Raw genomic sequence first — 21,098 nt, forward strand, 5'->3', positions numbered from 1 at the left:
GCAACGCCCAACCCCCCCAAAAAAACGTGTAAGGCCAGCGGCCAGAGCAACGCCGCCGCCTCGGGCAAACTCCCCAAAAGGGCAAGTGGGCGCGGAACTGGCCCCCCAAATTGCGGCGCAATCTGCGCGCAACGCTCGCGCCGCCAATCCACCCATTTGCCGCCTTTGCTCCCATCGCTCGCTCGATTACCAAGATGCGTGGCGCAAGGGCGGCTCCCCCATTAAAACCGCCAGAAACAACCGGCGACGGCCTGTGGATGTGACCCAAGCCCAACCATAGCGCATCCGCCCTATGGCCGATCCTTTTGCACTTGCTTTGCAGGGGTGCTATCGCGGTCAGGGCCGCAAAACTGTTCCCCCCTGCGGCCATGGTTTCCCTCCGTCTGGTTTGCCGCTTGGGCTGCGGCACCATCCTTTCCACTCAGCAACATAGAGAACCATCCGTGGCCAAGATCGACGAAACCTTGCTGGTGAAACTGCCGCCCTTTTCAAGGCTGTCTTCCTCGGAAATTGCCGAGATCATCGGACTGGCCACAAAGAAAACCTGGAACGAAGGGGAGGCCGTTTTTAGCCAGGGGAACGAGGCCGAGAGGTTTTTTCTGCTGTTGGATGGCCTAATCCGTGTGGAGCGCCTGACGCCGGGCGGAGACAGGGTTGTGCCCCTGCACATCCCCGCAGGGGAGCTGTTTGGGGTTGCGCCCGCGCTGGGCCGTAAAACCTATCCTGCGGATGCGGTTGCCGCGGTCGATTGCATCACCCTTGGTTGGCCCGCTCATCATTGGGCGGATTTTGTCAAACGATATGAAGGCTTTGGCTCGGAATCCTGGCGCACGATCGGTGGCCGTATGACAGAGCTTCACGACCGTATTGATGAGCTGTCGACACAGGCGGTAGAGCAAAGGGTGGCCGCCGTTGTGCTGCGCCTGGTGCGCCAATACGGGCAAAAGGTTGATGCGGGGATCGAGATCACCTTCCCGATTACGCGGGCCACAATTTCCGAGATGACCGGCTCAACGATTCACACCGTGAGCCGGTTGTTGGCGGCCTGGGAGAAGCAGGGCATCGTGGCCAGCAAGCGCAAGCATATCACGGTGACGGATCCTCACCGGATGGTGGTGATCGCAAATCAGGGCTGATTTCGGGGGAAGACCCTGCGGCAGCCCTGCGCAGCAGTGCTTTGAAGGCAATGATATCAAGGTCGTATGCGGCGCAGGCATCTGCAACCGTGTGAAAGGCGACAATCGGGCAACCGACGCACAGCATTCCATGATTGATAAATACCGTGGCCGTTTCCGGCCAGTTTCGGAACATCTCGTCAAGAGTCAGATCTGGGCTGTCAAACTTGCGCTCACACATTGCTCCGGTCCCGTTTCATGCCGCTGACAATAGCAAGGCCTTCAGCCCGCCATGTTGTTGCTTCGCAAACTGGCGGGGCTTTTTGGCCTGTGCGGCATTGCTCAATCCACCTTGCCCCCCGCCCGCCCGGAGATTATTGCAGGGCAACCGCCGCGTTAGCGGCCCGCTACCTCGGGGAGAGACCAGATGCTCAAGCGCAAGACCGACAAATCCAAGCTGCCCAGCCGCCATGTGACCGAAGGCCCCGAGCGGGCGCCGCACCGCTCCTACCTTTATGCGATGGGTCTGAGCGAGGATGAAATCCACCAGCCGTTGGTTGGCGTTGCCACCTGCTGGAACGAGGCCGCGCCCTGCAACATCTCGCTCAACCGTCAGGCGCAGGCGGTGAAGCTGGGGGTGAAAGCCGCCGCAGGCACGCCGCGTGAGTTCACCACCATCACCGTGACCGATGGCATCGCCATGGGCCACGAGGGCATGCGCTCGTCGCTGGCCTCGCGTGAGGCGATTGCCGACACGGTGGAGCTTACGATGCGCGGCCACTGCTATGATGCCCTCGTGGGCCTTGCGGGCTGTGACAAATCGCTGCCGGGCATGATGATGGCGATGGTGCGGCTCAACGTGCCGTCGGTGTTTATTTACGGCGGGTCGATCCTGCCGGGCAAGGCGCCACAGGTTGAGGAAATCCCCGAAGATTTCCGCTCCCGCGACCTGACGGTGCAGGATATGTTCGAGGCCGTTGGCCGCCACCAGAATGATGAGTTGTCAGACGCCGCCCTTGATATGCTGGAGCGGGTGGCCTGCCCCTCGGCCGGGGCCTGCGGTGGCCAGTTCACCGCCAACACCATGGCTTGTGTGTCTGAGGCGATTGGCCTCGCGTTGATGAACTCCTCCGGTATGCCCGCACCTTACGAGAGCCGCGACCAATATTCCGAGGCTTCCGGGCGCGCCGTGATGGATCTGATCGAGCGCAACATCCGCGCCCGCGATGTGGTGACCCGCCAGAGCCTTGAAAACGCCGCCCGCGTGGTGGCCTGCACCGGCGGCTCCACCAACGCGGGCCTGCACCTTCCGGCGATTGCCCATGAGGCGGGGATCGAGTTTTTCCTGCAGGATGTGTGCGATATCTTCCGCGAGACGCCCTATTTTGTCGATCTGAAACCCGGCGGGGCCTATGTGGCGAAAGACCTGTACGATGCCGGCGGCATCCCGGTGGTGATGAAAGAGCTGCGCAAGGCCGGGCTGATCCACGAAGACTGCATGACAGCGACGGGCCGCTCGATTGGTGAAGAGCTTGATCTGATCGACCGGAACGCCGATGGCAAGGTGATCTACCCGATCGAAACACCGATCACCAAAACCGGCGGCGTTGTTGGCCTGTCGGGCAACCTTGCGCCTGATGGGGCGATTGTGAAGGTTGCCGGGATCGACACCCAGCACCAGCGGTTCGTTGGCCCGGCACGGGTGTTTGACAGCGAAGAACTGGCGTTTGAGGCCGTGCAGAAGCGTGGATACAAGGAAGGCGAGGTGATCGTCATCCGCAACGAAGGCCCCGCCGGTGGGCCGGGGATGCGCGAGATGCTGGCCACCACGGCGGCGCTTTCAGGCCAGGGCATGGGCAAGAAGGTGGCGCTGATCACCGATGGCCGCTTCTCGGGCGCAACCCGCGGCTTTTGCGTGGGCCATGTCGGCCCCGAAGCGGCGCATGGCGGGCCGATTGCGCTGCTCAAGGATGGCGATGTGATCACCATTGATGCCATCGAGGGCGTGATCGCGGTTGATCTGAGCGACGATGAGCTTGCCGAGCGCAAAGCCGCATGGCCCGGCCCGCGCGAAACCGATTATGCCTCGGGCGCGCTGTGGAAATATGCGCAGCTTGTTGGCTCTGCGAAATATGGCGCGGTGACCCATCCGGGCGCCAAGGAAGAGACCCATATTTATATGGACCAATAGGGTGCGGCCTCGCCTTCGGCGGGCAACGCGCTTCGCGGCGGCTGTTCGTCGCCTCGCTCCGCTCGGCTTGGCTGCCGGTGGCCTCGCTACGCTCGGTGGGCGCAAAGCGGCCCGGGCTTTCGCCCTGGTGGTGCCCCTTGCCCTTGCGGGCTGTGGGAACTTTGATCTGCCGACCCTTGGCAAGGGCAGCGCCGCCTCCGGCGCTCCCGCCCGCTCCCTCCTGCCAAAGCCTCCGGCTTTGCAGCCCGTTGCAGGCGGTGCCGTGGTGGTGGCCGCGCCCGAAGGCTATTGCATTGATGAGCGCGCCTCGAAGACCGGGCGCGCGCCTTTCGTGCTGCTGGCCTCCTGCGCCGCTATCTCGCAAGCTGCCGAACATCCCGCACCGGGCTTCAAGGGGCTGCTCACCGCCACCGTTGGCGCTGAAGGTTCGGGCACAGAGCCGATCAACCCCGATCTGCTGGGCGGCTACTTCCGCTCCGCCAAGGGGCGGGCGGCGCTGGCCAATTCGGGGCAGGCGGCGGATGTTTCGGTGCTTGATACCCAGGTGCGCGGCCCCGCCTTTTTGCTGGCCCTGCGGGATGCTGGCCCGCCCAAACGCCCAGAGCTTGGCCAGGCCCGCTGGCGGGGGTTCTTCACCGCGAACGGGCGGATGGTGACGGTGGTGCTCCACTCGCTTGAGGCCGAGCCAATTGCCACCGAAGCGGGCCTTGGCCTGCTGGAGCGCTTCGTGGAGCGGATCACCCGTGAGAGCGCCAGATAGGCCACATTCCCCCCGCGTAAGCCGTGCAAAAACCCGCCCGCGCGTATTTGCGGGATTGAAAGGTTTTGGTGTCAGCCTCATACAGGTCTAAAATAAAGGCAGAAAACGCGAAGTTTGCTGCCCCGACCCTGAGTATGAGAGACATAAAGCCAAAGCCATGGCCCGCAACAGTGAAAGACTGATCGCCCGAACCCAGCACCGCCACGCTCTCAAGCGGTGGCGGCGGGTGGCCGATGAGGCCAAGGCGATGGACCTTGGCGCGCTCAAGGCCGCCCGTGGCCGCGCCCGCCAGCTGCGCCGCCATCTGGACCGCACCCTGCATGTGGCCGAAGAGCGCCTCACCCTGCCGCTGATCGGCTCCAACGCCATGCGCAAGCCGATTGGCGCGGATTGGTCATGGCGCCCGGAGCTGTGGCGCGGCCCCATCAACCCGCCCGGCATTGCCGCCGCCAAAACCCGCACCCGGATGGGCGAAGAGGTGACGCTGCACCACGATTGCACGGTGAGCGAGCTGACCATGCGCCAGATCCGCAACACCAGCCCCGAAGACCTTGCGCCATACGGCCTGAGGATGGATGTGTTCCGCTTTGACGGTTCCTTCCTGAGCCTCGTGCTCGATCTGCCCGGTGAGGCCATGCAGGGTCTGAAAAAGAAACATGTGATCGGGCTGGCCGCAACGGTGCAATCCGAAAAGCCGATCGAGGTTTTCGCCCGTATCAACATCAAGCACGGTCCCAACACCGAGCAACTGGTGCGCGAATTGCCCATGCAGGAGGGCGCCGACCAACTGGTGGAGTTTGATCTGGCCTATACCGGATTGAACGAAAAGCGGGTAGAAGGAGCGTGGATTGATCTCATCTTCGAAAACCCGGAGATGAATCAGGTGATCCTGCGCGATCTTACCTTCTCGCGCCGCCCCCGCGCTGACATCTGAGGACGGACCATGCCCGACACGACCCATAGCCCGCAGATCACCCTCCAGAAAACCCGCATCCGTGGCGGTGTCTGGGAAGGGATGCTGGTGGCCGAGGCGATGGGCGCTTACACGCCGCAAATCGAGGTGACGCATCTTGGCGCGCCGGTTGAGGGCGTTGAGGTGGTGGCCGACGGCGAGATGGACAAGGTCTGGACGGTGCGCGTGCCGATCCCCGCCAAGCTGCTGTCGGAAGGGGTGCAAACCTTCGTCATCAGCGATGGCAAAACCTCCACCACGCTGGACACGTTCACCATCGTCACCGGCGAACCGCTGGAGGATGACATCCGCGCCGAGGTCGATCTGCTGCGCGCCGAGCTCGACATGCTGAAAAAGGCGTTCCGTCGGCATTGCCTTGAGGTGCTTGGCCATTAGAGCGTGTCGCGTTCATTCGAATTCACGCGACACGCTCTAACTTATTGATTTCGCATGTTCGAGAAGCTCAAAACCGGTTCCCACTTTTGAGAAACATGTTCTAACGGGCTGATTTTCGGCAGAAAATAAAGGGCGACAGGCGTGTGAAACGGCCCGCGCCCCACTATCAAGCCCCACCACGAATCCTGCGAAAAAGCCGAGCGTAGCGAGGCTGCCGAACGCCCCGCCGAGCGCAGCGAGGCCACTAGAAGCCAGCCCGAGCGCAGCGAGGCAACCAGAACTCCCGCCAAGCGTAGCGAGGCCACCAGGCACCAAGCCGAGCAAAGCGAGGCCCGCTCCACCCAAGGGCGCGCAGCGCCCCGGCCTTACTCCAAAAGGGGCAAAGCCCCGGCAGGCGTCACCTCTTGCGGGGTGATCTTGCAGCCAAGCGCCATCGCCTCCACCCCCGCCGCTCGCGCCGCGCTGAACGCCGCGCCGTAACCGGGGTCAATGTCCCCCGCCACGGCCACCCGCTCCGCATCCGTCCGCTGCACCAAAAACAGCACCACCGCACGGTGGCCCTCTGCCACCATCGCGGCCAGGTCCTGCATGTGCCGGGCGCCGCGTGTTGTCACCGTGTCGGGAAACTCCGCCAGCCCGGCCTTACGGCACAGCGTCACCGATTTCACCTCAACATAGCAGTCGCGCCGCTCCGTCCCGGCGAGCAAAAAATCCACCCGGCTCTTCTCGCCATATTTCACCTCGGCGCGCAGCGCGTCATAGCCGCCCAGACCCTCCACCGTTCCGGCCCGTAGCGCCGCGCCAAGCGCCCGGTTGGGCAGTGCGGTATCCACCCCGATGAACCCGCCCGCCTGCTCCACCAGCCGCCAGCCGTAGCGCAGCTTCTTTTTCGGGTCGTCATTTGGCTCCAGCCACACCCGCGTGCCCGGCTCTGCCAGTCCCGTCATCGCGCCGGGGTTGGGGCAATGGGCCACCACTTCCTGCCCGTCCTCCAGCACCACATCGGCAAGAAAACGCTTGTAACGGCGCAGCAGGCGGGCGGGGATCAGAGGGGTTTCAAAGCGCATGGCCACTGGCCTATACCTTGGCCCAACCCACCTCAAGGAGACCGCCATGAGCAACCCCAGCGCCGCCATGTTGGTGATCGGTGACGAGATCCTCTCGGGCCGCACCCGCGACAGCAACATGCACCACCTCGCCTGCGAACTCGCCAAGCGCGGGATTGATCTGCGCGAGGTGCGGATGATCGCCGATGAGCCAGAAGCGATCCAAAGCGCCGTGAAGGCGCTGGCGGCGGCCTATGACCATGTGTTCACCTCTGGCGGTATTGGCCCCACCCATGACGATATCACCGCCGATAACGTCGCCGCCGCCTTTGGCACCACGGCCCCGCAGCGGGCCGATGCGCTGGCGCTGCTGGCGGCGCATTACGCGCGTCAGGGGATGGAGTTTACCGAAGCGCGCAAGCGCATGGCGCGGGTGCCCGAGGGCGCAACGCTGATCGAAAATCCGGTGAGCATTGCGCCCGGTTTCACCTATAAAAACGTGCATGTCCTGGCCGGGGTGCCCACCGTTTTTCAGGCGATGGTGGCCAGCGTTCTGGCCGATGTGGCCGAGGGCGCGCCGCTGCTGTCGCAATCCCTGCGGGTGATGCGCGGCGAGGGCGATATTGCCGATCCGCTGGCCGATCTGGCCGCCGCCCACCCTGAGCTTTCCATCGGCTCCTACCCGTTTCAGCAGGGCGGGGTCTTTGGCTCAAACATCGTGATCCGGGGCAGCGATGGCGCGGCGGTGGATGGCGCCATGCGCGAGCTGGCGGCGCTGTTTCCCGAGGCCTGTGAATGAGCCAACCCCAGGTTGCGGCGTTGCTCGCGGCGATCGATGGCACATGGCCCGCCGAGCACACCCACACCGCCGGGGCCTGGACGATCCGCAAAGGGGCAGGGGGCGGCTCACGGGTGTCCGCCGCCACCACATTGGATGAAAACGCCCCCCTTGCGCCGATGGAAGAAGCGCAGCGCGCCCTTGGCCAGCCCCCGCTGGTGCGCCTCATGGCGGAGCAAACCCAGCTTGAGGCCCGGCTCGCCGCCGCCGGTTACGCGCTGAAAGACCCCACCAATATCTACAGCGCCCCGGTCGCCCGCATGGCCATTGCACCGCCTTCCCTCACCGCCTTTCGGGTTGATCTTCCGGCCCTCGCCATCCAGCGCCAACTTTGGGCCGAGGGGGGCATCGGCCCCGAGCGGCAAGCGATCATGGCGCGTGTGCAGGGCCCAAAAACCACGATTCTGGCCCGCGCCGGCGACTCGCCCGCAGGCGTGGCCTTCATTGCGCTCCACGGTGATATCGCCATGCTGCACGCGCTGGAGGTGCGACCGGCGGACCGCCGCCAAGGCGTAGGCCGCAATATCATGGGGGCTGCCGCCATTTGGGCACAAGATCATGGGGCCCGCTGGCTCACCCTGCTTGTGACGCAAGGAAATGCCGCGGCGAATGCGCTCTACACGCGGTTGGAAATGGATTTTTGCACGCATTACATGTATCGTATCAAACAGGTCCACAAAGAGGCCGCTAACGAGGAAGAGACAGGTTCTGATGAATAAAAAGAGTGTTACCGCGCTCGACCTTCCCATGGTCGACCCTCTGCCAGAGGATACCCAGCGCTATTTCGAGATATGCCAGGAGAAGCTTGGCCTCGTTCCCAACGTGCTTCAGGCCTATGCCTTTGACATCGACAAGCTCAACGCGTTCACCACGATCTACAATGATCTGATGCTGGCCGACTCGGCCCTCACCAAGCTTGAGCGCGAGATGATTGCGGTCGTGGTGTCGTCGATCAACAGCTGTTTTTACTGCCTCGCCGCCCATGGCCAGGCGGTGCGGGCGCTGTCGGGGGATCCGATCCTCGGCGAGCAGTTGGTGATGAACTACCGCGTCGCTGATCTTACCGAAAAACAGCGCAAAATGCTCGATTTCGCTGCAAAGTTGACAGAATCCTGCGCCAAGATGGATGAAGAAGACCGCGAGGCCCTGCGTGCCGTGGGTTGGAGCGACCGGGATATCTGGGATATCTCCGCCGTTGCCGCCTTCTTCAACATGACAAACCGCGTGGCCGCCGCAACAGAGATGAAACCGAACGAGGCGTATCACGCACAAAACCGATGAACTGGCTGCTTCCTTCCGTTGCCGCGCTCTGCACAGCGCTGTTCACCACGCCTGCCGTGACCCTCACGCTGGAGTTTCCGGCAGGCGCGCACCAGACGGCGGAGCAGGTGGAAACCTATGGCAGCTACCGGGTGCCGATCTCGGGCTATGAGAACGGCGAAGTGCAAAACATCTGGGCCGAGGGCGAGGTGCGCCAAAGCGCGTGGCAGGTGCAAAGCCAGGGGTTGACCACGCTGCAACTGATGGGGCCGCTGAAATCCCAGATCGAAAGCGCGGGCTTCGAGGTGATCTTCGAGTGCGAGTCGCGGGCCTGCGGCGGCTTTGATTTCCGCTATGAAACCGATGTGCTGCCCGAACCGGCCATGCACGTTGACCTGGGCGATTTCCGCTTCATCGCCGCCCATAAAATGGGTGAGGAACGGCCCGAATATGTATCGCTTCTGGTCAGCCGCTCCTCGGGGCGCGGCTTCTTGCAGATCACCCGTGTCGGACCGGCGGAAGCAGAGGCAGATGTCCTCGTCGCCTCCACCAAAAACCCCGACCCGCTGACCCTGTCCGATGAAATCGCCGCCGCCGCCGCTAAAACATCCCCCAGCGCCAATGGCGATCCGGCCACCACCAGCACCGCGATGCCGCTGACCCAACAGCTCGAAATCCACGGCCGCGCCGTGCTGGCCGATCTCGATTTCCCCACCGGCTCTTCGCGGCTGGGCGAGGGCGATTACCGCTCGCTCGACCAGCTCGCAGGCTATCTCAAGGCCCACCCCAAACGCGCCATCGTGCTGGTCGGCCATACCGATGCCGAAGGTTCGCTCTTGGGCAACAAGGCGCTGTCGCAAAAACGCGCGGGCTCGGTGCGCTCCAAGCTCACCGCACTCGGCGTCGCGCCGGGCCAGGTGCAGGCCGAAGGCGTCGGCTACCTCTCCCCGCTCACCTCCAACCTCACCGAAGAGGGCCGCGAGGCGAACCGCCGGGTCGAGGTCATCCTCTCCTCAACCGAATAACCCACGCCCCACGGCCCACGCCTTTTCCCTCTCAATGCTCTGGAAATATCCCGGGGGGTGTGGGGGGCTGGCCCCCTACGGATGGCTTGGTGTGGGGGGCTGGCCCCCCACGGGTGGGAAGGCTGCCCCCCCCAAAAAAACCCAACAAAAAACCGGGCACTCGCGTACCCGGCCAGTTTGTTCGATGGGGAAACATCTGTAAGCCAGCGGCCTACCAGGTATCCGGGCCTTTGGTTGCAAAACTGTGGACCAGGAAATCAATGAACGCGCGCACCTTCGGTTGGGTGAAGCGGCCCGGCGGGTACACCGCGTAGATACCCAACATCTCGGTGGGCAGATCGGGGATCGCCTCCTGCACCAGCCCGTCCTTTTCCGCCTCGGCGTAAAGGAAGTTAGGCAAATAGGCGATGCCAAGGCCCGAGATGGCCGCGTTCAGCAGCGACTGGCCGTCATTCACCGTGAGCCAGCCCGCCGTGCGCACCTGGCGCTTTTCGCCTGAGGGCGCGGCAAGCTTCCAAACGTTGCCGGAGGACTGGTTGGAATAGTGCAAAAGCTTATGCTCGTTCAGATCATCAATCTTTTCCGGGCGGCCATATTTCTCAAAGTAGGCGGGGCTGGCGATCATGCGTTTGGTGGTCTCGGCCAGCTTGCGGGCGCGCAGGGTGCTATCTTCCAGCTCCCCAATGCGGATGGCCATGTCAAAGCCTTCCGAGATCAGCTCCACATAGCGGTTGTTGAGCACCATGTTGACCGTAATATCAGGGTATTCACGCAGAAACTCTCCCAGCACCGGGCTCAGGTGATTGACGCCAAAATCGGTGGCAACCGAGATGCGCAGCAGCCCCGAGGGCGCCGATTGCATCGAGGTGACAAGCGCGTCGGCCTCTCCGGCATCGTTCAGCACCCGGCGGGCGCGGTCGTAATAGGCCAGTCCGATCTCGGTGGGTGAAACGCGCCGTGTGGTGCGGTTCAGGAGCCGCGCGCCAAGGCGGGCTTCCAGCGAGGAGACGTGCTTGGAGACGGCAGATTTTGAAATCCCCATCTTCTTGGCCGCATCCGTAAAGCCTCCTTGGTCCACCACGGTGGCGAAGGCTTCCATCTCGGTCAGTCGATCCATGCCGTTACCTCAAGTGTCTGCGTTTTTCGAGGATCGGTATGGGCCTGAAATTAGGCTGAAATGGGACAACTGCCGGACAATATCGCGGTTTTCACCGCCATCGTTGGTTAAGTGGAAACGAGCCTTTTCGGCAGTCAGGCCAAGAAATATACAACAATGACAGTCCATTATGCCCAAAAACCCAGCCGCAAGGCGTGGCCGCGCGGCCGGGGTGCCCGCAACCGGGCAGTATCCCGGCTGCGGCAAGGTGCGGGGCCTGATCAGGCCGCGGTTCGCTGGTGCTCCCCCTCTTCGATCACTTCAACGATCTTTGACACAAAGGCCTCAAGGTCGCCGGGGTTGCGCGAAGTGATGATGCCGTTGTCGGTGGCAACTTCGCAATCCACCCAATCGGCTCCGGCGTTTTTCACGTCGGTCTTGATGGAATTATACGAGGTCATCTTCCGGCCCTTGGCGATTCCCGCTTCCACCAGCACCCAGGGGGCGTGGCAAACGGCGGCGATGGTTTTGCCGGTGTCGTGGAAATCCCGCACCAGCTTCAGCACATCGGGCTCCACGCGCAGCAGGTCGGGGTTGATCTGGCCACCGGGGATGACGAGCGCATCATAGTCGCCCGCATCGGCATCGGCGATCTTCAGGTCCGCCTCGGCTTCGCGGCCCCAGTCAGAGCCTTCCCAGCCGTTGATCGCGTTGCCGTCAAGCGTGGCCACATGCACAGCGGCCCCCTTGGCGCGCAACTGGTCACGCGGGAACTCCAGCTCAGATTGTTCAAAGCCATGGGTCGAAATGATGAGAATCTTGCTTTCGGTAATGCGGGGCATGAGGCACCTCCTGTTAATTGCGTTTCGCCTTCTCAACGGCCCGGCCCGGTGCAATGTTCCATCCTCGGCGGTCGCCCGCCTGCACGTAAGGCGCGGGTTTTTCGGCGAAACCCGGCCCGCGAGGGGTTGCTGGCTGGGCGGCAAAATGACCATGGCTGCGGCGCGGCGTTTCCCCGCCCGTTCCGCGCCCCGGTTTTGGCGGCGCAGCGCCGGAAATCGCCCCCCGCGCCGCCCCCCATGGCAGAGCGCCCCGCCTCGGCCTTACCTCTCTCTCGCAGGCCCGCAGCAAGTGGGCAACGCAGCCAATGACGGCTTATCTAACAGGAGACGAAACCAATGAAAAAACTCACACTCACCGCTTTCGCCGTGTTCCTTGCTGGCCCGCTGGTGGCTCAGGACGCGCCGATGGTCGAAGACAGCGATGGCAACGGCACCTACTCGATGGAAGAGATGACGGCCGCCATGCCTGACCTCACCCCAGAGGTCTTTGCCCAGATCGACACTTCGGCTGATGGCGAGGTGGACGCAACCGAGTGGGAGGCCGCCGTGGCCGCTGGCCTCATCACCGCCGGCTAACCCCCGGTGAAGGCGGCGGGGCATACCTTCCCATTCCCAGGCGCCCCGCCGCCGCTTTTTCCCCTCATCTTTATCCGTAGGCGTTGCGTGCCGCTTTGGCCCCTCTGCCGTCACTCACGATATGCCCTTCAAGGGCACAGTCGAGCGTAAAGCCGAGGCCCGCCGCCCCGCCATGCTCGCCGAAGGCCGCGCGCCGCCCAGCGCGGTTGATGCGCGTGTGGCGCGATCTCTCCTTGCGGGTCACGGCCCGGCCACCCGCGCGGCGCACCTTCCGCAGCGGGAAGGCATGGCCCTTGGCGCAGATCCGGCCAAAGCCAGCGTCAGCCCCCATTGCCCCGCCTCGTCCAACCGCCTATCTCAGCTGCCATGGAGCAGCTTCATGGCATATGAACGGCTTGAGACCTACGCCGCCCCCGCCGCCGCCACGCCCGAGCTTTGGCGGATCGGGGCGGTGCTGGCGCTGATGCTGTTCGCGGTTATCGGCCTGCAACAGCTGCTCTTTGTGCTGCTTGCCCTCATCGGCGGCAATGATGCGGTAACAGCGGTGCTTGAATCCAGCGGAGACACGCCGGGCCAATCCCTCGCCATGCTGTTCTCGATGGGGCTTTATGCGCTGGGCCTCACGCTGGCGCTGCGGGCGATCCACTGGCGCAGCCTTGCGTCGTTGCTTGGGCCGCCGGTGGATGCGGTGGGGGATTTCATTCGCGTCACCTACTGGCTGCTGCCGCTCTACATTGGCCTTATCCTGCTGATGCCCGCCGAATACACTCTCATCCGCAACGAGGCGATGAGCCTGTCTCGCTGGGTTTTCCTGCTGCCGGTGGCGGTGGCGGCGGTGGTGGTGCAGGCGGGCACCGAAGAGCTGTTCTTTCGCGGCTACCTCACCCAGCAAATCCGCGCCGCCACCGGCCCCAAAAGCTGGGCGTGGATGGCGGTGCCTTCGGCGCTGTTTGCGCTGCTGCATTATAGCGCCACATCGGGCGATAATGCGATCTGGTCGGTGCTCTGGGCCTTTTGCTTTGCGATCGCCGCCGCAGACCTGACGGCGCGAGCAGGCAACCTTGGCCCGGCGCTGGCCTTTCATATCAGCAATAACCTCGTGGTCCTGCTTGGTGTCTCCATGCCGGTGCCCGGCTCTGGCCTTGCGCTCTATCACCTGCCGTTTGGCCCCGATGCGCCGATGCTGGCCACCCTGATGCCCGCCGAAATGCTGGCGTTGCTTGTTTCATGGCTGGCGGCCCGCGCCGCGATCCACCGCTAGGGGCCTCTTGGCCTTGCCCGCCACACACCGTAAGCAATGTAAAACATGAGCCAAAGGAGCGCCCCCATGCGGCACCCGGAATTCGAGGCAACCCTTGCCCCGGCCAAGATCTACCCCGAAATCTGGCGCATTCTGCTGGGCCTGTTGCTGATCGTCTTTTGCTACATCAGCCTCTCGGTGATGGTGGTCGCCATCGGTAGCGCTATCGCTGCGCGTGAAGTGGGGCTCTACGGGGTGATGCCCTTCCTGCAAAGCCTGCAATACCCCACCACGCCATGGGCGGTTGTCACCCTGCTGGCAACATTTTCGGGCATGGCGCTGGGGCCGATCCTCGCCGCCGCCGCGCTGCACTTTCGCGGCCCCGGCTCGCTGCTTGGCCCCTGGTCCGAGTGGTGGCGCGGCTTTGTCACGGCAGGCTTGGTGGTGCTGGTCATCTTCGGCAGCCTTATGGCGCTGGGCGCATGGATCGACCCGCCCAACCAAGGGCTGTCCTTCTCCCGCTGGCTGCATTTCCTGCCGCTGTTCCTGCCGCTGCTGTTTTTGCAGATCGCCGCAGAGGAGCTGCTGTTTCGTGGCTACATCATGCAGGCCCTCGCCGCCCGCTTCACCGCCCGCTGGATCTGGTTCACCCTGCCTGCGCTGGTCTTCGGCCTGCTCCACTGGGATCCGGAGGCAGGCCGCAACCTGCCGCTCCTGCTGCTGGCAACCTTCTCCTTTGGCCTCATCGCGGCAGACCTGACAGAGCGCACCGGCTCACTTGGCGCGGCGATGGGCTTTCACTTTGCCAACAACTTTCTGGCTCTTCTGGTGGTGTCGATTGATGATGGGATCACCGGCGCGGCGCTCTATGTGTCCCCCGCTGGGATAGCCACCGAGGGCTTCAACAGCCTCGCCCTTGCCTTCTCCATCGTTGTCCTCTTTGGCATCTGGTGGGTGATCAAAACCCTGCTGGAGCGATAGGGCGATCTGGTGGCCACCTGATTGCAATTCCTGCCCACCCGGCCTATCTCACAAGGCAAGCAGCAGCTGCGGAAAGATGCGATGAACTGGATTTCCAACTACGTCCGCCCAAAGATCAACTCCCTCTTCTCGCGCCGGGAAGTGCCGGATAACCTTTGGCAAAAGTGCCCGGAATGCGGCACCATGCTGTTTCACCGCGAGTTGGCTGACAATCTGAATGTGTGCACCAACTGCGACCACCACATGCAGCTCTCCCCGCGCGGGCGCTTCAAAGCGTTGTTTGACGGGGGCATCTTCACCGAGGTCGAGGTGCCCGAGCCAGTCGCCGATCCGCTGCACTTTCGGGATCAAAGGCGCTACCCTGATCGCCTGAAAGCCGCGCAAAAGGCAACAGGCGAGGCCGAGGCGATGCTGGTCGCCGAGGGCGAAATGGGCCGCACCCCCGTTGTTGCCGCCGCGCAGGACTTCTCCTTTATCGGCGGCTCGATGAGCATGTACGTCGGCAATGCCTTCATCGCCGGTGCCCAGCGCGCGATTGAGCTGAAACGCCCCTTCATCGTGTTCTCCGCCGCCGGTGGCGCCCGTATGCAAGAGGGCATTCTGGCGCTCATGCAAATGCCCCGCACCACCGTGGCGATCCAGATGCTCAAGGAAGCGGGCCTGCCCTATATCGTGGTGCTGACCCATCCCACCACCGGCGGCGTCACCGCGTCTTATGCGATGCTGGGCGATATCCACATCGCTGAACCCAACGCGCTGATCGGCTTTGCCGGAACCCGCGTGATCGAGCAAACCATACACGAGCAACTGCCCGAGGGCTTCCAACGGGCCGAATACCTGCTCGACCACGGGATGCTGGATCGGGTGACCCACCGCAAGGCGATGAAGGAAGAGCTGGTCTCGCTTTGCCGCATGCTGATGCGGATGGACCCACCCGTTGCCGGTGATCTGCCCGCCCCCGAGCCTGCCCAACCGGTCGAAAACGTCGCCACCCCTCCCGAGGCCACGCCTGAAAGCGTTGCGCCCGGGCAAGAGCCGCCAAAGTGACAAGCGCCGCCCTGCTGGAGCAGCTGATGCGGCTCCACCCGGCGGAGATGGAGCTATCGCTGGGGCGGATGCACCGCCTGCTGGCCACGCTCGGCCACCCGGAGCGTGCGCTGCCGCCTGTGATCCACATTGCGGGCACCAATGGCAAAGGCTCCACCCAGGCGATGCTTCGCGCCGGGCTGGAGCAAACCGGCGCCCGCGTTCACGCCTATACCTCGCCCCATCTGGTGCGCTTCCATGAGCGGATCAGGCTGGCAGGCGCCGATATTTCCGAACCGGCGCTCGTGGCGCTGCTGGAAGAGGTGATCGCGCGCAACAACGGCGAAGAGATCACCTTTTTCGAGGCCACAACAGCGGCGGGCTTTCTGGCCATGTCGCGCAGCCCCGCCGATTGGTGCCTGCTCGAAGTGGGCCTCGGCGGTGTGCTCGATGCCACCAATGTCGTTGATAAACCCGCACTCACGGTGATCACCCCGGTCGATTTTGATCATCAGGAATACCTTGGCGATACGCTGGCCGAAATCGCGGGCGAAAAGGCCGGAATCATCAAGCGCGGCGTGCCCTGCGTGGTCGCCCGCCAGGCCGAAGAGGCCGAAGCGGTGATCGAGCGTGCCGCCGCCCGCGCCGGGGCGCCGCTGCTGGTGGAAGGCCAGCATTGGCACGTTGGCACCGAGCATGGGCGGCTGGTGTTTCAAGATGAAACCGGCCTGCTCGATCTGCCATTGCCCGCGCTCCCCGGCCCGCACCAGATTGGCAACGCGGGCCTTGCGCTGGCCGCTTTGCGCACGCTGGGGCAGGGCGAAGCGGCGGCCGAGGCGGCGATGACAGCCGTCCGCTGGCCGGCCCGGATGCAGCGCCTCGCGCCCGGCCTCGGGCTGGAGCTTTGGCTTGATGGCGGCCACAACCCGGCAGCGGCCCGCGCGCTTTCCGCCGGTCTCGCCGCCCTGCCTGCACGCGACACGGTGCTTGTGGTCGGGATGCTGGCCAACCGGGAGTTGGAAAGCTTCCTCAGCCCGCTGAAACATGCCGCCAAGGTCATCGCCGTGCCGATCCCCGGTGAGCCCAAGGCCCACCCGCCAGAGACAATCGCCACCGCCGCCCGCACCCTGGGCCTCAAGGCCGCCACCGCGCCTGATGTGCCCGCCGCGCTGGCCGAGGTGGCGCAAACCCACCCCAACGCAAGGGTGCTGATCTGCGGCTCGCTTTACCTCGCCGGGGCGATTCTTTCTGCGGAAAGCGCCCGGTGATTCTGCCGATTTGGTCGGTTATATCGGTCAGGTCTGTGGGTTGAAGCGCGAGCGGGGCGGCGAAATCCGCCGCCGCGTCAATATTTTTTCGCACCTCTAACTGACTGAAACCTTGCCGCTTTCGCGCCTGACGCTTCACAAGGCATATATGCACAACCACCGCATATTGACCAATTGGGCGAAATCTCGCTACATTTTGAGCTATATAATAAAAAATGCGTCATCTACCAAATTAGACGCCTTCATGTGATTTCGGGGGGAATCAAATGCGTTCCATAACGCTCGCCATCGTCGCGCTACTTGCCAGCGGGGCTACGTCGGTGGCTCAGCAAGTGCCAATCACCGAGGATATGCTCTCCTCCAGTTTTGATTTGAAGGGCCAGTCGATCACCATCGAACGTGGCCCTGTCGCAGAGGGCGGCGGGATCTCCGATGATCTTGCCGATCTGGCGCAAAACTGCCCGCCCGCCTGCATCATCCCAATGGAAGCCGCGCCCGGCGTTGCCACCATCGGGGAGCTTGAGGTGATCGCCTTCCTTCAATCTGAGGTGACCGCCGGAAACGGGCTTTTGCTCGATAGCCGGATGCCGGAAACCTTCATCAAGGGTGCGATCCCCGGCGCGGTCAACGTGCCCCTCGCCACCCTTGATCCGGAAAACCCTTACCGCGATGAAATCCTCAAGGCGCTGGGTGCAAAAGACAGCGCCTCAGGCTGGGATTTTGGCGCAGCCAAAGACCTTACGCTCTATTGCTCCGGGCCTTGGTGCTCTCAGGCACCGCAGGCGATCCGCCATCTTGTTGATGCCGGATACCCCTCGGAAAAGCTGAGTTACTATCGCGGTGGCCTGCAAGTCTGGTCGCTGTTGGGCCTCACCGTAAAAGCCCCCTGACCCTTATTTAACCCTTGGGATTGATGCCATGCTCAGAGCAATTGTCGTCGTTTCGGCGCTCCTCACCGCGACGCTTGCAACCGTCCTTTTCATGCCCGGTATCGGGCGTGACGAAACGGAGGCGGTCAGCAAGGCAGACCTCGCCGCAAGCGAGGCAGAACTGGCCGCAATCATTGCAGATCAGCAGGCCCCGGAGCCGGTGACCACACCCGATGCGCCCGCCGATGTGGCCGCCGATGTGGCCGCAAAGCCCGCCGCTGCCGATCCGCTGCAAGCAGCCGTCAACCTGGCAATCGCCGGGGAAAGCGACACCGCCAAAAACCGCGATATGGCCACCCTTGGCGCCAATGTGCTTTCCGGCCTCGATGTTGAAAAAGTGCAAGACCTCAAGGCCGATCCCGCCGAGCGCACGCTCTACGCGGATATCACCGGCGAAAACCCCTATCTGCACCGTCAGGAGCTGTCTCAAGGCACCGATTATGTGCTCGCCGCCCTCGGCGCTGGCCCGCGCACACGGGTCGACACCACCAATACGGTGCATGAGTTCACCACCGATTACGTGCTTGCGGGCCTTGGCGGCAGCGCCACGGAACCATCCGCGGCTGAGCAGTCCCTCAAGGCCGCGCTTGCGCCCGGCAACATTGTGAAGCTTGAGGATATTGTCACCGCAGCGATGCAGGAGGGGCAGTCGGACGAGTATCTGATCGCCCTGATTGATGGCCTCTCCGCCGCCGGGCAGCTTGATGCCCCCGCCGCGCTGATGAACACCAACGGGCAGGTGGATACCGATCTGGTGCTGAGTGCGCTGGTGCGCGCTTCCACCCAGCTTTCAACCCGCAAGGCACCCAAATCACGCCCGGAGTTGAGCCTTGCCGAGCCGGTGGTGCATACCGTGCGCTCTGGCGAAAGCCTCGCCACGATTGCCTTCCGCTACTATGGCCGGATTGCGAAATACGATGCGATCTACCGCGCCAACCTTGATCAGATCAGCAGCCCCGACCGGATCAACGTTGGCCAACGCCTGACCATCCCAGCCGGGTAAGCTGCTCATAACGCAATAAAAAACCGCCGGTCCCAAAGGGCCGGCGGTTTGCGTTTCATGGGCTCACATCTCAGGCGCCGATGCACCAGCGCATGATCGCCTTTTGCGCGTGCAGCCGGTTTTCGGCCTCGTCAAACACCACCGATTGCGGCCCGTCCATCACCGCGCTCGTCACCTCTTCGCCCCGGTGGGCGGGCAGGCAGTGCATGAACAGCGCCTGCTCTCCGGCGGCGGCCATGACATCCTCGTTGATCTGGTAGGGGCGCAGCATGTTGTGGCGGCGCTCGCGGGTGCTTTGCTTGTCGTGCATCGAAACCCAGGTATCCGCCACGATCAGATCGGCGCCCTCGACAGCCGTCCAGATATCGCGCTCAAAGCTGATATCCGATCCGGCGGCGCGGGCCTCTTCCACAAATTCGCGCTCCGGGTCCAGCACCTCTGGCCCGGTGAAGGTGAGGTCAAAGCCAAACTTGCCCGCCGCGTGCACAAAGCTCGCGCACACATTGTTGCCATCGCCCGCCCAGACCACGCGCTTGCCCTTGATCGGGCCGCGATGCTCTTCATAGGTCATCACATCGGCCATGATCTGGCAGGGATGGGTGCGGTCTGTCAGCCCGTTGATCACCGGCACGGTGGCGTATTCGGCCAGTTCCAGCAGGGTCTCCTCGGCGAAGGTGCGCAGCATGATCATATCGCAATAGCGCGACAGCACGCGGGCGGTATCGGCGATGGTTTCACCGTGGCCAAGCTGCATTTCGCTGCCGGAGAGCACCAGCGTTTCGCCGCCCATCTGGCGCACGCCCACATCAAACGAGGTGCGCGTGCGGGTGGAAGGCTTTTCAAACACCAGCGCAACGATGTGGTCTTTCAGTGGCTGCTCGGCATCCTTCGCGCCCTTCAAGGCGCGTTTACGCGCGGTTTTCATGCTGCGAGCGGCGTCGATCATCTGGCGCAGGTCCGCACTGTCGGTTTTATTAATGTCTAGAAAATGGGTCATATCCCGGCCTCCTTCAGCGCGGTTGCAGCGGCGTCGAGCCGGGTGAGCGCTTCGTTGATCTCGTCTTCGGTGATGGTGAGCGGCGGCAGAATGCGCACCACATTGTCGGCGGCCGGCACGGTGATGACCTGCGCGTCATAGCCCGCAGTCACCACATCGGCCGGGGCCACCTTGCACTTGAGGCCAAGCATCAGCCCCTCGCCGCGCACCCCTTCAAACACCTCTGGATGCGCGGCCACCAGCCCTTCAAGCTTTTGGCGCAGCAGCCCGGCGCGGCGGTTAACATCCTCAAGGAAGGCCGGGTCGCTCACCCGGTCAAGCACCGCCTTGCCAACCGCGCATCCCAGCGGGTTGCCGCCATAGGTGGAGCCGTGGCTGCCCGCCCCCATGCCGCTCGCCGCAGCCTCGGTGGCCAGAACAGCGCCCAGCGGGAAGCCCCCGCCAATGCCCTTGGCGACCATCATGATATCGGGCGCTATACCCGCCCACTCATGCGCAAAAAGCTTGCCGGTCCGCCCCACGCCGCATTGCACCTCGTCGAGGATCAGCAAAATCCCGGCCTCGTCACACATATCGCGCAACCCCTTCAGGCATTGGTCGGGCAGCACCCGGATGCCACCTTCGCCCTGCACCGGCTCCACCATGATCGCACAGGTGCGCTCGCCCACGGCGGCGCGCAGCGCGTCATGGTCACCCCATGGCAGATGCACAAAACCTTCCAGCAGCGGGCCAAACCCGGCAACCATCTTTTCCGCACCCGAGGCCGCAATCGCCGCCGAGGAGCGGCCATGAAAGCATCCCTCGAAAGTGATGATCTCAACCCGCTCGGGCTGCCCGGCTTCGGCAAAATGCTTGCGCGCCATCTTTACCGCCAGCTCGCAGGCCTCGGTGCCCGAGTTGGTGAAAAACACCGTATCGGCGAAGGTTTCTTCTACCAGCTTGTCGGCCAGCGCCTCCTGCTCGGGCACTTGATAGAGGTTCGACACATGCCAAAGCTTGCCTGCCTGGCGGGTCAGCACCTCCACCAATTCCGGCGCAGCGTGGCCGAGCGCGTTCACCGCGATGCCCGCGCCCAGATCAAGGAAACGTCGCCCATCGGCCTCCACCAGCCAGCAGCCACGCCCCTCCACAAAGGAGAGCGGCGCGCGATTGTAGGTCGGCAGAATGGAGGGGATCATCGGATCGTCCTTTCAAGGTAAGCCCCGGAAATGCAAGAGCTTGGGGCGTTCGTCAAGGTTTTCAGGAAGGGGGAGCACAGGCGGGCGGGCAGGGCGCATAGGCCCTGTGGCAGATCAGGCGCGGCGTCGGCGCAGGATGTGGCTCGCTGTGGTCATGCCACAGCCTTTAGCCGATTGTCGCCGCTCTGGGAAGAGGGTTTCCAGCGCAGGCCCGCCCAAAACGCCACCATGACCAGCCCCTTATCACCCAAAACGCCCGCGCTTTTGGCGCTTGGCGCAGCGGTTATGATCGGCCTTGGGGCGATCTGGGTCGAAAAACCGCACCCAACGCGAGGGCAAGCTGCATAGGCTTTTATCAACACTCTGATCAACGTCACCA

Annotated in this window: 23 protein-coding genes; 16 read left to right on the forward strand and 7 right to left on the reverse strand. The window is 63.5% G+C overall.

What is annotated here, in order from left to right:
• Positions 1–443: 443 nt before the first annotated feature.
• Entirely contained in the window at positions 444–1,136 is a 693-nt protein-coding gene (locus P1U55_RS13115; protein ID WP_301048071.1) for a Crp/Fnr family transcriptional regulator, read from the forward strand.
• Here the strand turns inward: P1U55_RS13115 and P1U55_RS13120 are convergent.
• Complete coding sequence (locus P1U55_RS13120) at positions 1,087–1,356, reverse strand: DUF1858 domain-containing protein (RefSeq protein ID WP_301048072.1); 270 nt, start codon at positions 1,354–1,356, stop codon at positions 1,087–1,089. The two genes, P1U55_RS13115 and P1U55_RS13120, sit on opposite strands and share 50 nt — an antisense overlap.
• Positions 1,357–1,542: 186 nt before the next feature.
• On the opposite strand from P1U55_RS13120, the gene ilvD reads away from it, so the two are divergent.
• The 4 genes from ilvD (at position 1,543) to P1U55_RS13140 (ending at position 5,414) form a co-directional block, all read left to right on the forward strand.
• On the forward strand, positions 1,543–3,306 hold the full coding sequence (gene ilvD / locus P1U55_RS13125; RefSeq protein ID WP_301048073.1) for a dihydroxy-acid dehydratase: 1,764 nt from the start codon (positions 1,543–1,545) through the stop codon (positions 3,304–3,306).
• Positions 3,307–3,436: 130 nt separating this feature from the next.
• Positions 3,437–4,066: a cation transport ATPase gene (locus P1U55_RS13130; RefSeq protein ID WP_301048074.1), complete on the forward strand. Its 630-nt coding sequence runs from the start codon at positions 3,437–3,439 to the stop codon at positions 4,064–4,066.
• A gap of 157 nt (positions 4,067–4,223) precedes the next feature.
• On the forward strand, positions 4,224–5,000 hold the full coding sequence (locus P1U55_RS13135) for a DUF6478 family protein (RefSeq protein WP_301048075.1): 777 nt from the start codon (positions 4,224–4,226) through the stop codon (positions 4,998–5,000).
• A gap of 9 nt (positions 5,001–5,009) precedes the next feature.
• Positions 5,010–5,414: a hypothetical protein gene (locus P1U55_RS13140; RefSeq protein ID WP_301048076.1), complete on the forward strand. Its 405-nt coding sequence runs from the start codon at positions 5,010–5,012 to the stop codon at positions 5,412–5,414.
• A gap of 365 nt (positions 5,415–5,779) precedes the next feature.
• Here P1U55_RS13140 and sfsA read toward each other — a convergent pair whose 3' ends face one another.
• On the reverse strand, positions 5,780–6,481 hold the full coding sequence (gene sfsA, locus P1U55_RS13145) for a DNA/RNA nuclease SfsA (protein WP_301048077.1): 702 nt from the start codon (positions 6,479–6,481) through the stop codon (positions 5,780–5,782).
• Positions 6,482–6,527: 46 nt separating this feature from the next.
• Here sfsA and P1U55_RS13150 point away from each other — a divergent pair, with 46 nt between their 5' ends.
• From P1U55_RS13150 to P1U55_RS13165, 4 genes are read left to right on the forward strand one after another with little or no spacing between them, the layout of a single operon-like run.
• Entirely contained in the window at positions 6,528–7,259 is a 732-nt protein-coding gene (locus tag P1U55_RS13150) for a molybdopterin-binding protein (protein WP_301048078.1), read from the forward strand.
• On the forward strand, positions 7,256–8,017 hold the full coding sequence (locus P1U55_RS13155; protein WP_301048079.1) for an N-acetyltransferase: 762 nt from the start codon (positions 7,256–7,258) through the stop codon (positions 8,015–8,017). The genes P1U55_RS13150 and P1U55_RS13155 overlap by 4 nt, the downstream gene beginning before the upstream one ends.
• A complete protein-coding gene (locus tag P1U55_RS13160; RefSeq protein ID WP_301048080.1) occupies positions 8,010–8,579 on the forward strand; it encodes a peroxidase-related enzyme in 570 nt (189 codons plus the stop codon). The genes P1U55_RS13155 and P1U55_RS13160 overlap by 8 nt, the downstream gene beginning before the upstream one ends.
• Complete coding sequence (locus P1U55_RS13165) at positions 8,576–9,583, forward strand: OmpA family protein (RefSeq protein ID WP_301048081.1); 1,008 nt, start codon at positions 8,576–8,578, stop codon at positions 9,581–9,583. Before P1U55_RS13160 ends, P1U55_RS13165 begins: the two co-directional genes overlap by 4 nt.
• Positions 9,584–9,794: 211 nt before the next feature.
• Here P1U55_RS13165 and P1U55_RS13170 read toward each other — a convergent pair whose 3' ends face one another.
• Together P1U55_RS13170 and P1U55_RS13175 are read right to left on the reverse strand one after the other, a co-directional pair.
• Positions 9,795–10,700 carry a LysR family transcriptional regulator gene (locus P1U55_RS13170; RefSeq protein WP_301048082.1) on the reverse strand — a complete coding sequence of 302 codons (906 nt, stop codon included), beginning with the start codon at positions 10,698–10,700 and terminating at the stop codon, positions 9,795–9,797.
• A gap of 260 nt (positions 10,701–10,960) precedes the next feature.
• Positions 10,961–11,521: a type 1 glutamine amidotransferase domain-containing protein gene (locus tag P1U55_RS13175; RefSeq protein WP_301048083.1), complete on the reverse strand. Its 561-nt coding sequence runs from the start codon at positions 11,519–11,521 to the stop codon at positions 10,961–10,963.
• A gap of 336 nt (positions 11,522–11,857) precedes the next feature.
• On the opposite strand from P1U55_RS13175, the gene P1U55_RS13180 reads away from it, so the two are divergent.
• A complete protein-coding gene (locus P1U55_RS13180; RefSeq protein ID WP_301048084.1) occupies positions 11,858–12,097 on the forward strand; it encodes an EF-hand domain-containing protein in 240 nt (79 codons plus the stop codon).
• A 70-nt stretch (positions 12,098–12,167) separates the two neighbouring features.
• Here P1U55_RS13180 and P1U55_RS13185 read toward each other — a convergent pair whose 3' ends face one another.
• Positions 12,168–12,428: a hypothetical protein gene (locus P1U55_RS13185; protein ID WP_301048085.1), complete on the reverse strand. Its 261-nt coding sequence runs from the start codon at positions 12,426–12,428 to the stop codon at positions 12,168–12,170.
• Between the two features lie 48 nt (positions 12,429–12,476).
• Between P1U55_RS13185 and P1U55_RS13190 the strand changes: the two genes are divergently transcribed.
• The 6 genes from P1U55_RS13190 (at position 12,477) to P1U55_RS13215 (ending at position 18,544) form a co-directional block, all read left to right on the forward strand.
• Positions 12,477–13,358 (forward strand): CPBP family intramembrane glutamic endopeptidase, encoded by an 882-nt coding sequence (locus P1U55_RS13190; protein ID WP_301048086.1) that lies wholly within the window; start codon positions 12,477–12,479, stop codon positions 13,356–13,358.
• A 66-nt stretch (positions 13,359–13,424) separates the two neighbouring features.
• On the forward strand, positions 13,425–14,318 hold the full coding sequence (locus P1U55_RS13195) for a type II CAAX endopeptidase family protein (protein WP_301048087.1): 894 nt from the start codon (positions 13,425–13,427) through the stop codon (positions 14,316–14,318).
• 81 nt (positions 14,319–14,399) lie between these two features.
• On the forward strand, positions 14,400–15,365 hold the full coding sequence (gene accD / locus P1U55_RS13200; protein WP_301048088.1) for an acetyl-CoA carboxylase, carboxyltransferase subunit beta: 966 nt from the start codon (positions 14,400–14,402) through the stop codon (positions 15,363–15,365).
• Positions 15,366–15,391: 26 nt separating this feature from the next.
• On the forward strand, positions 15,392–16,612 hold the full coding sequence (locus P1U55_RS13205) for a folylpolyglutamate synthase/dihydrofolate synthase family protein (RefSeq protein ID WP_301048093.1): 1,221 nt from the start codon (positions 15,392–15,394) through the stop codon (positions 16,610–16,612).
• 266 nt (positions 16,613–16,878) lie between these two features.
• A complete protein-coding gene (locus tag P1U55_RS13210) occupies positions 16,879–17,502 on the forward strand; it encodes a rhodanese-like domain-containing protein (RefSeq protein ID WP_301048089.1) in 624 nt (207 codons plus the stop codon).
• 28 nt (positions 17,503–17,530) lie between these two features.
• On the forward strand, positions 17,531–18,544 hold the full coding sequence (locus P1U55_RS13215; protein WP_301048090.1) for a LysM peptidoglycan-binding domain-containing protein: 1,014 nt from the start codon (positions 17,531–17,533) through the stop codon (positions 18,542–18,544).
• Between the two features lie 70 nt (positions 18,545–18,614).
• Here the strand turns inward: P1U55_RS13215 and argF are convergent, their stop codons facing one another.
• Both argF and P1U55_RS13225 read right to left on the reverse strand, forming a co-directional pair.
• Entirely contained in the window at positions 18,615–19,541 is a 927-nt protein-coding gene (gene argF, locus P1U55_RS13220) for an ornithine carbamoyltransferase (RefSeq protein WP_301048091.1), read from the reverse strand.
• On the reverse strand, positions 19,538–20,719 hold the full coding sequence (locus P1U55_RS13225; RefSeq protein ID WP_301048092.1) for an aspartate aminotransferase family protein: 1,182 nt from the start codon (positions 20,717–20,719) through the stop codon (positions 19,538–19,540). The genes argF and P1U55_RS13225 overlap by 4 nt, the downstream gene beginning before the upstream one ends.
• Positions 20,720–21,098 lie beyond the last annotated feature (379 nt).

Source organism: Vannielia sp. (genome assembly GCF_029212645.1).
Lineage (GTDB): Bacteria > Pseudomonadota > Alphaproteobacteria > Rhodobacterales > Rhodobacteraceae > Vannielia.

Coding starts and splice junctions, on each gene's coding strand:
- P1U55_RS13215 (WP_301048090.1), top strand. CDS start 17,531: ATGCTCAGAGCAATTGTCGTCGTTTCGGCGCTCCTCACCGCGACGCTT.
- P1U55_RS13165 (WP_301048081.1), top strand. CDS start 8,576: ATGAACTGGCTGCTTCCTTCCGTTGCCGCGCTCTGCACAGCGCTGTTC.
- argF (WP_301048091.1), bottom strand. CDS start 19,541: ATGACCCATTTTCTAGACATTAATAAAACCGACAGTGCGGACCTGCGC.
- P1U55_RS13210 (WP_301048089.1), top strand. CDS start 16,879: ATGCGTTCCATAACGCTCGCCATCGTCGCGCTACTTGCCAGCGGGGCT.
- P1U55_RS13195 (WP_301048087.1), top strand. CDS start 13,425: ATGCGGCACCCGGAATTCGAGGCAACCCTTGCCCCGGCCAAGATCTAC.
- P1U55_RS13225 (WP_301048092.1), bottom strand. CDS start 20,719: ATGATCCCCTCCATTCTGCCGACCTACAATCGCGCGCCGCTCTCCTTT.
- P1U55_RS13185 (WP_301048085.1), bottom strand. CDS start 12,428: ATGGGGGCTGACGCTGGCTTTGGCCGGATCTGCGCCAAGGGCCATGCC.
- accD (WP_301048088.1), top strand. CDS start 14,400: ATGAACTGGATTTCCAACTACGTCCGCCCAAAGATCAACTCCCTCTTC.
- sfsA (WP_301048077.1), bottom strand. CDS start 6,481: ATGCGCTTTGAAACCCCTCTGATCCCCGCCCGCCTGCTGCGCCGTTAC.
- P1U55_RS13190 (WP_301048086.1), top strand. CDS start 12,477: ATGGCATATGAACGGCTTGAGACCTACGCCGCCCCCGCCGCCGCCACG.
- P1U55_RS13205 (WP_301048093.1), top strand. CDS start 15,392: ATGCGGCTCCACCCGGCGGAGATGGAGCTATCGCTGGGGCGGATGCAC.
- P1U55_RS13170 (WP_301048082.1), bottom strand. CDS start 10,700: ATGGATCGACTGACCGAGATGGAAGCCTTCGCCACCGTGGTGGACCAA.
- P1U55_RS13135 (WP_301048075.1), top strand. CDS start 4,224: ATGGCCCGCAACAGTGAAAGACTGATCGCCCGAACCCAGCACCGCCAC.
- P1U55_RS13140 (WP_301048076.1), top strand. CDS start 5,010: ATGCCCGACACGACCCATAGCCCGCAGATCACCCTCCAGAAAACCCGC.
- P1U55_RS13150 (WP_301048078.1), top strand. CDS start 6,528: ATGAGCAACCCCAGCGCCGCCATGTTGGTGATCGGTGACGAGATCCTC.
- P1U55_RS13180 (WP_301048084.1), top strand. CDS start 11,858: ATGAAAAAACTCACACTCACCGCTTTCGCCGTGTTCCTTGCTGGCCCG.
- P1U55_RS13160 (WP_301048080.1), top strand. CDS start 8,010: ATGAATAAAAAGAGTGTTACCGCGCTCGACCTTCCCATGGTCGACCCT.
- P1U55_RS13175 (WP_301048083.1), bottom strand. CDS start 11,521: ATGCCCCGCATTACCGAAAGCAAGATTCTCATCATTTCGACCCATGGC.
- P1U55_RS13120 (WP_301048072.1), bottom strand. CDS start 1,356: ATGTGTGAGCGCAAGTTTGACAGCCCAGATCTGACTCTTGACGAGATG.
- ilvD (WP_301048073.1), top strand. CDS start 1,543: ATGCTCAAGCGCAAGACCGACAAATCCAAGCTGCCCAGCCGCCATGTG.
- P1U55_RS13155 (WP_301048079.1), top strand. CDS start 7,256: ATGAGCCAACCCCAGGTTGCGGCGTTGCTCGCGGCGATCGATGGCACA.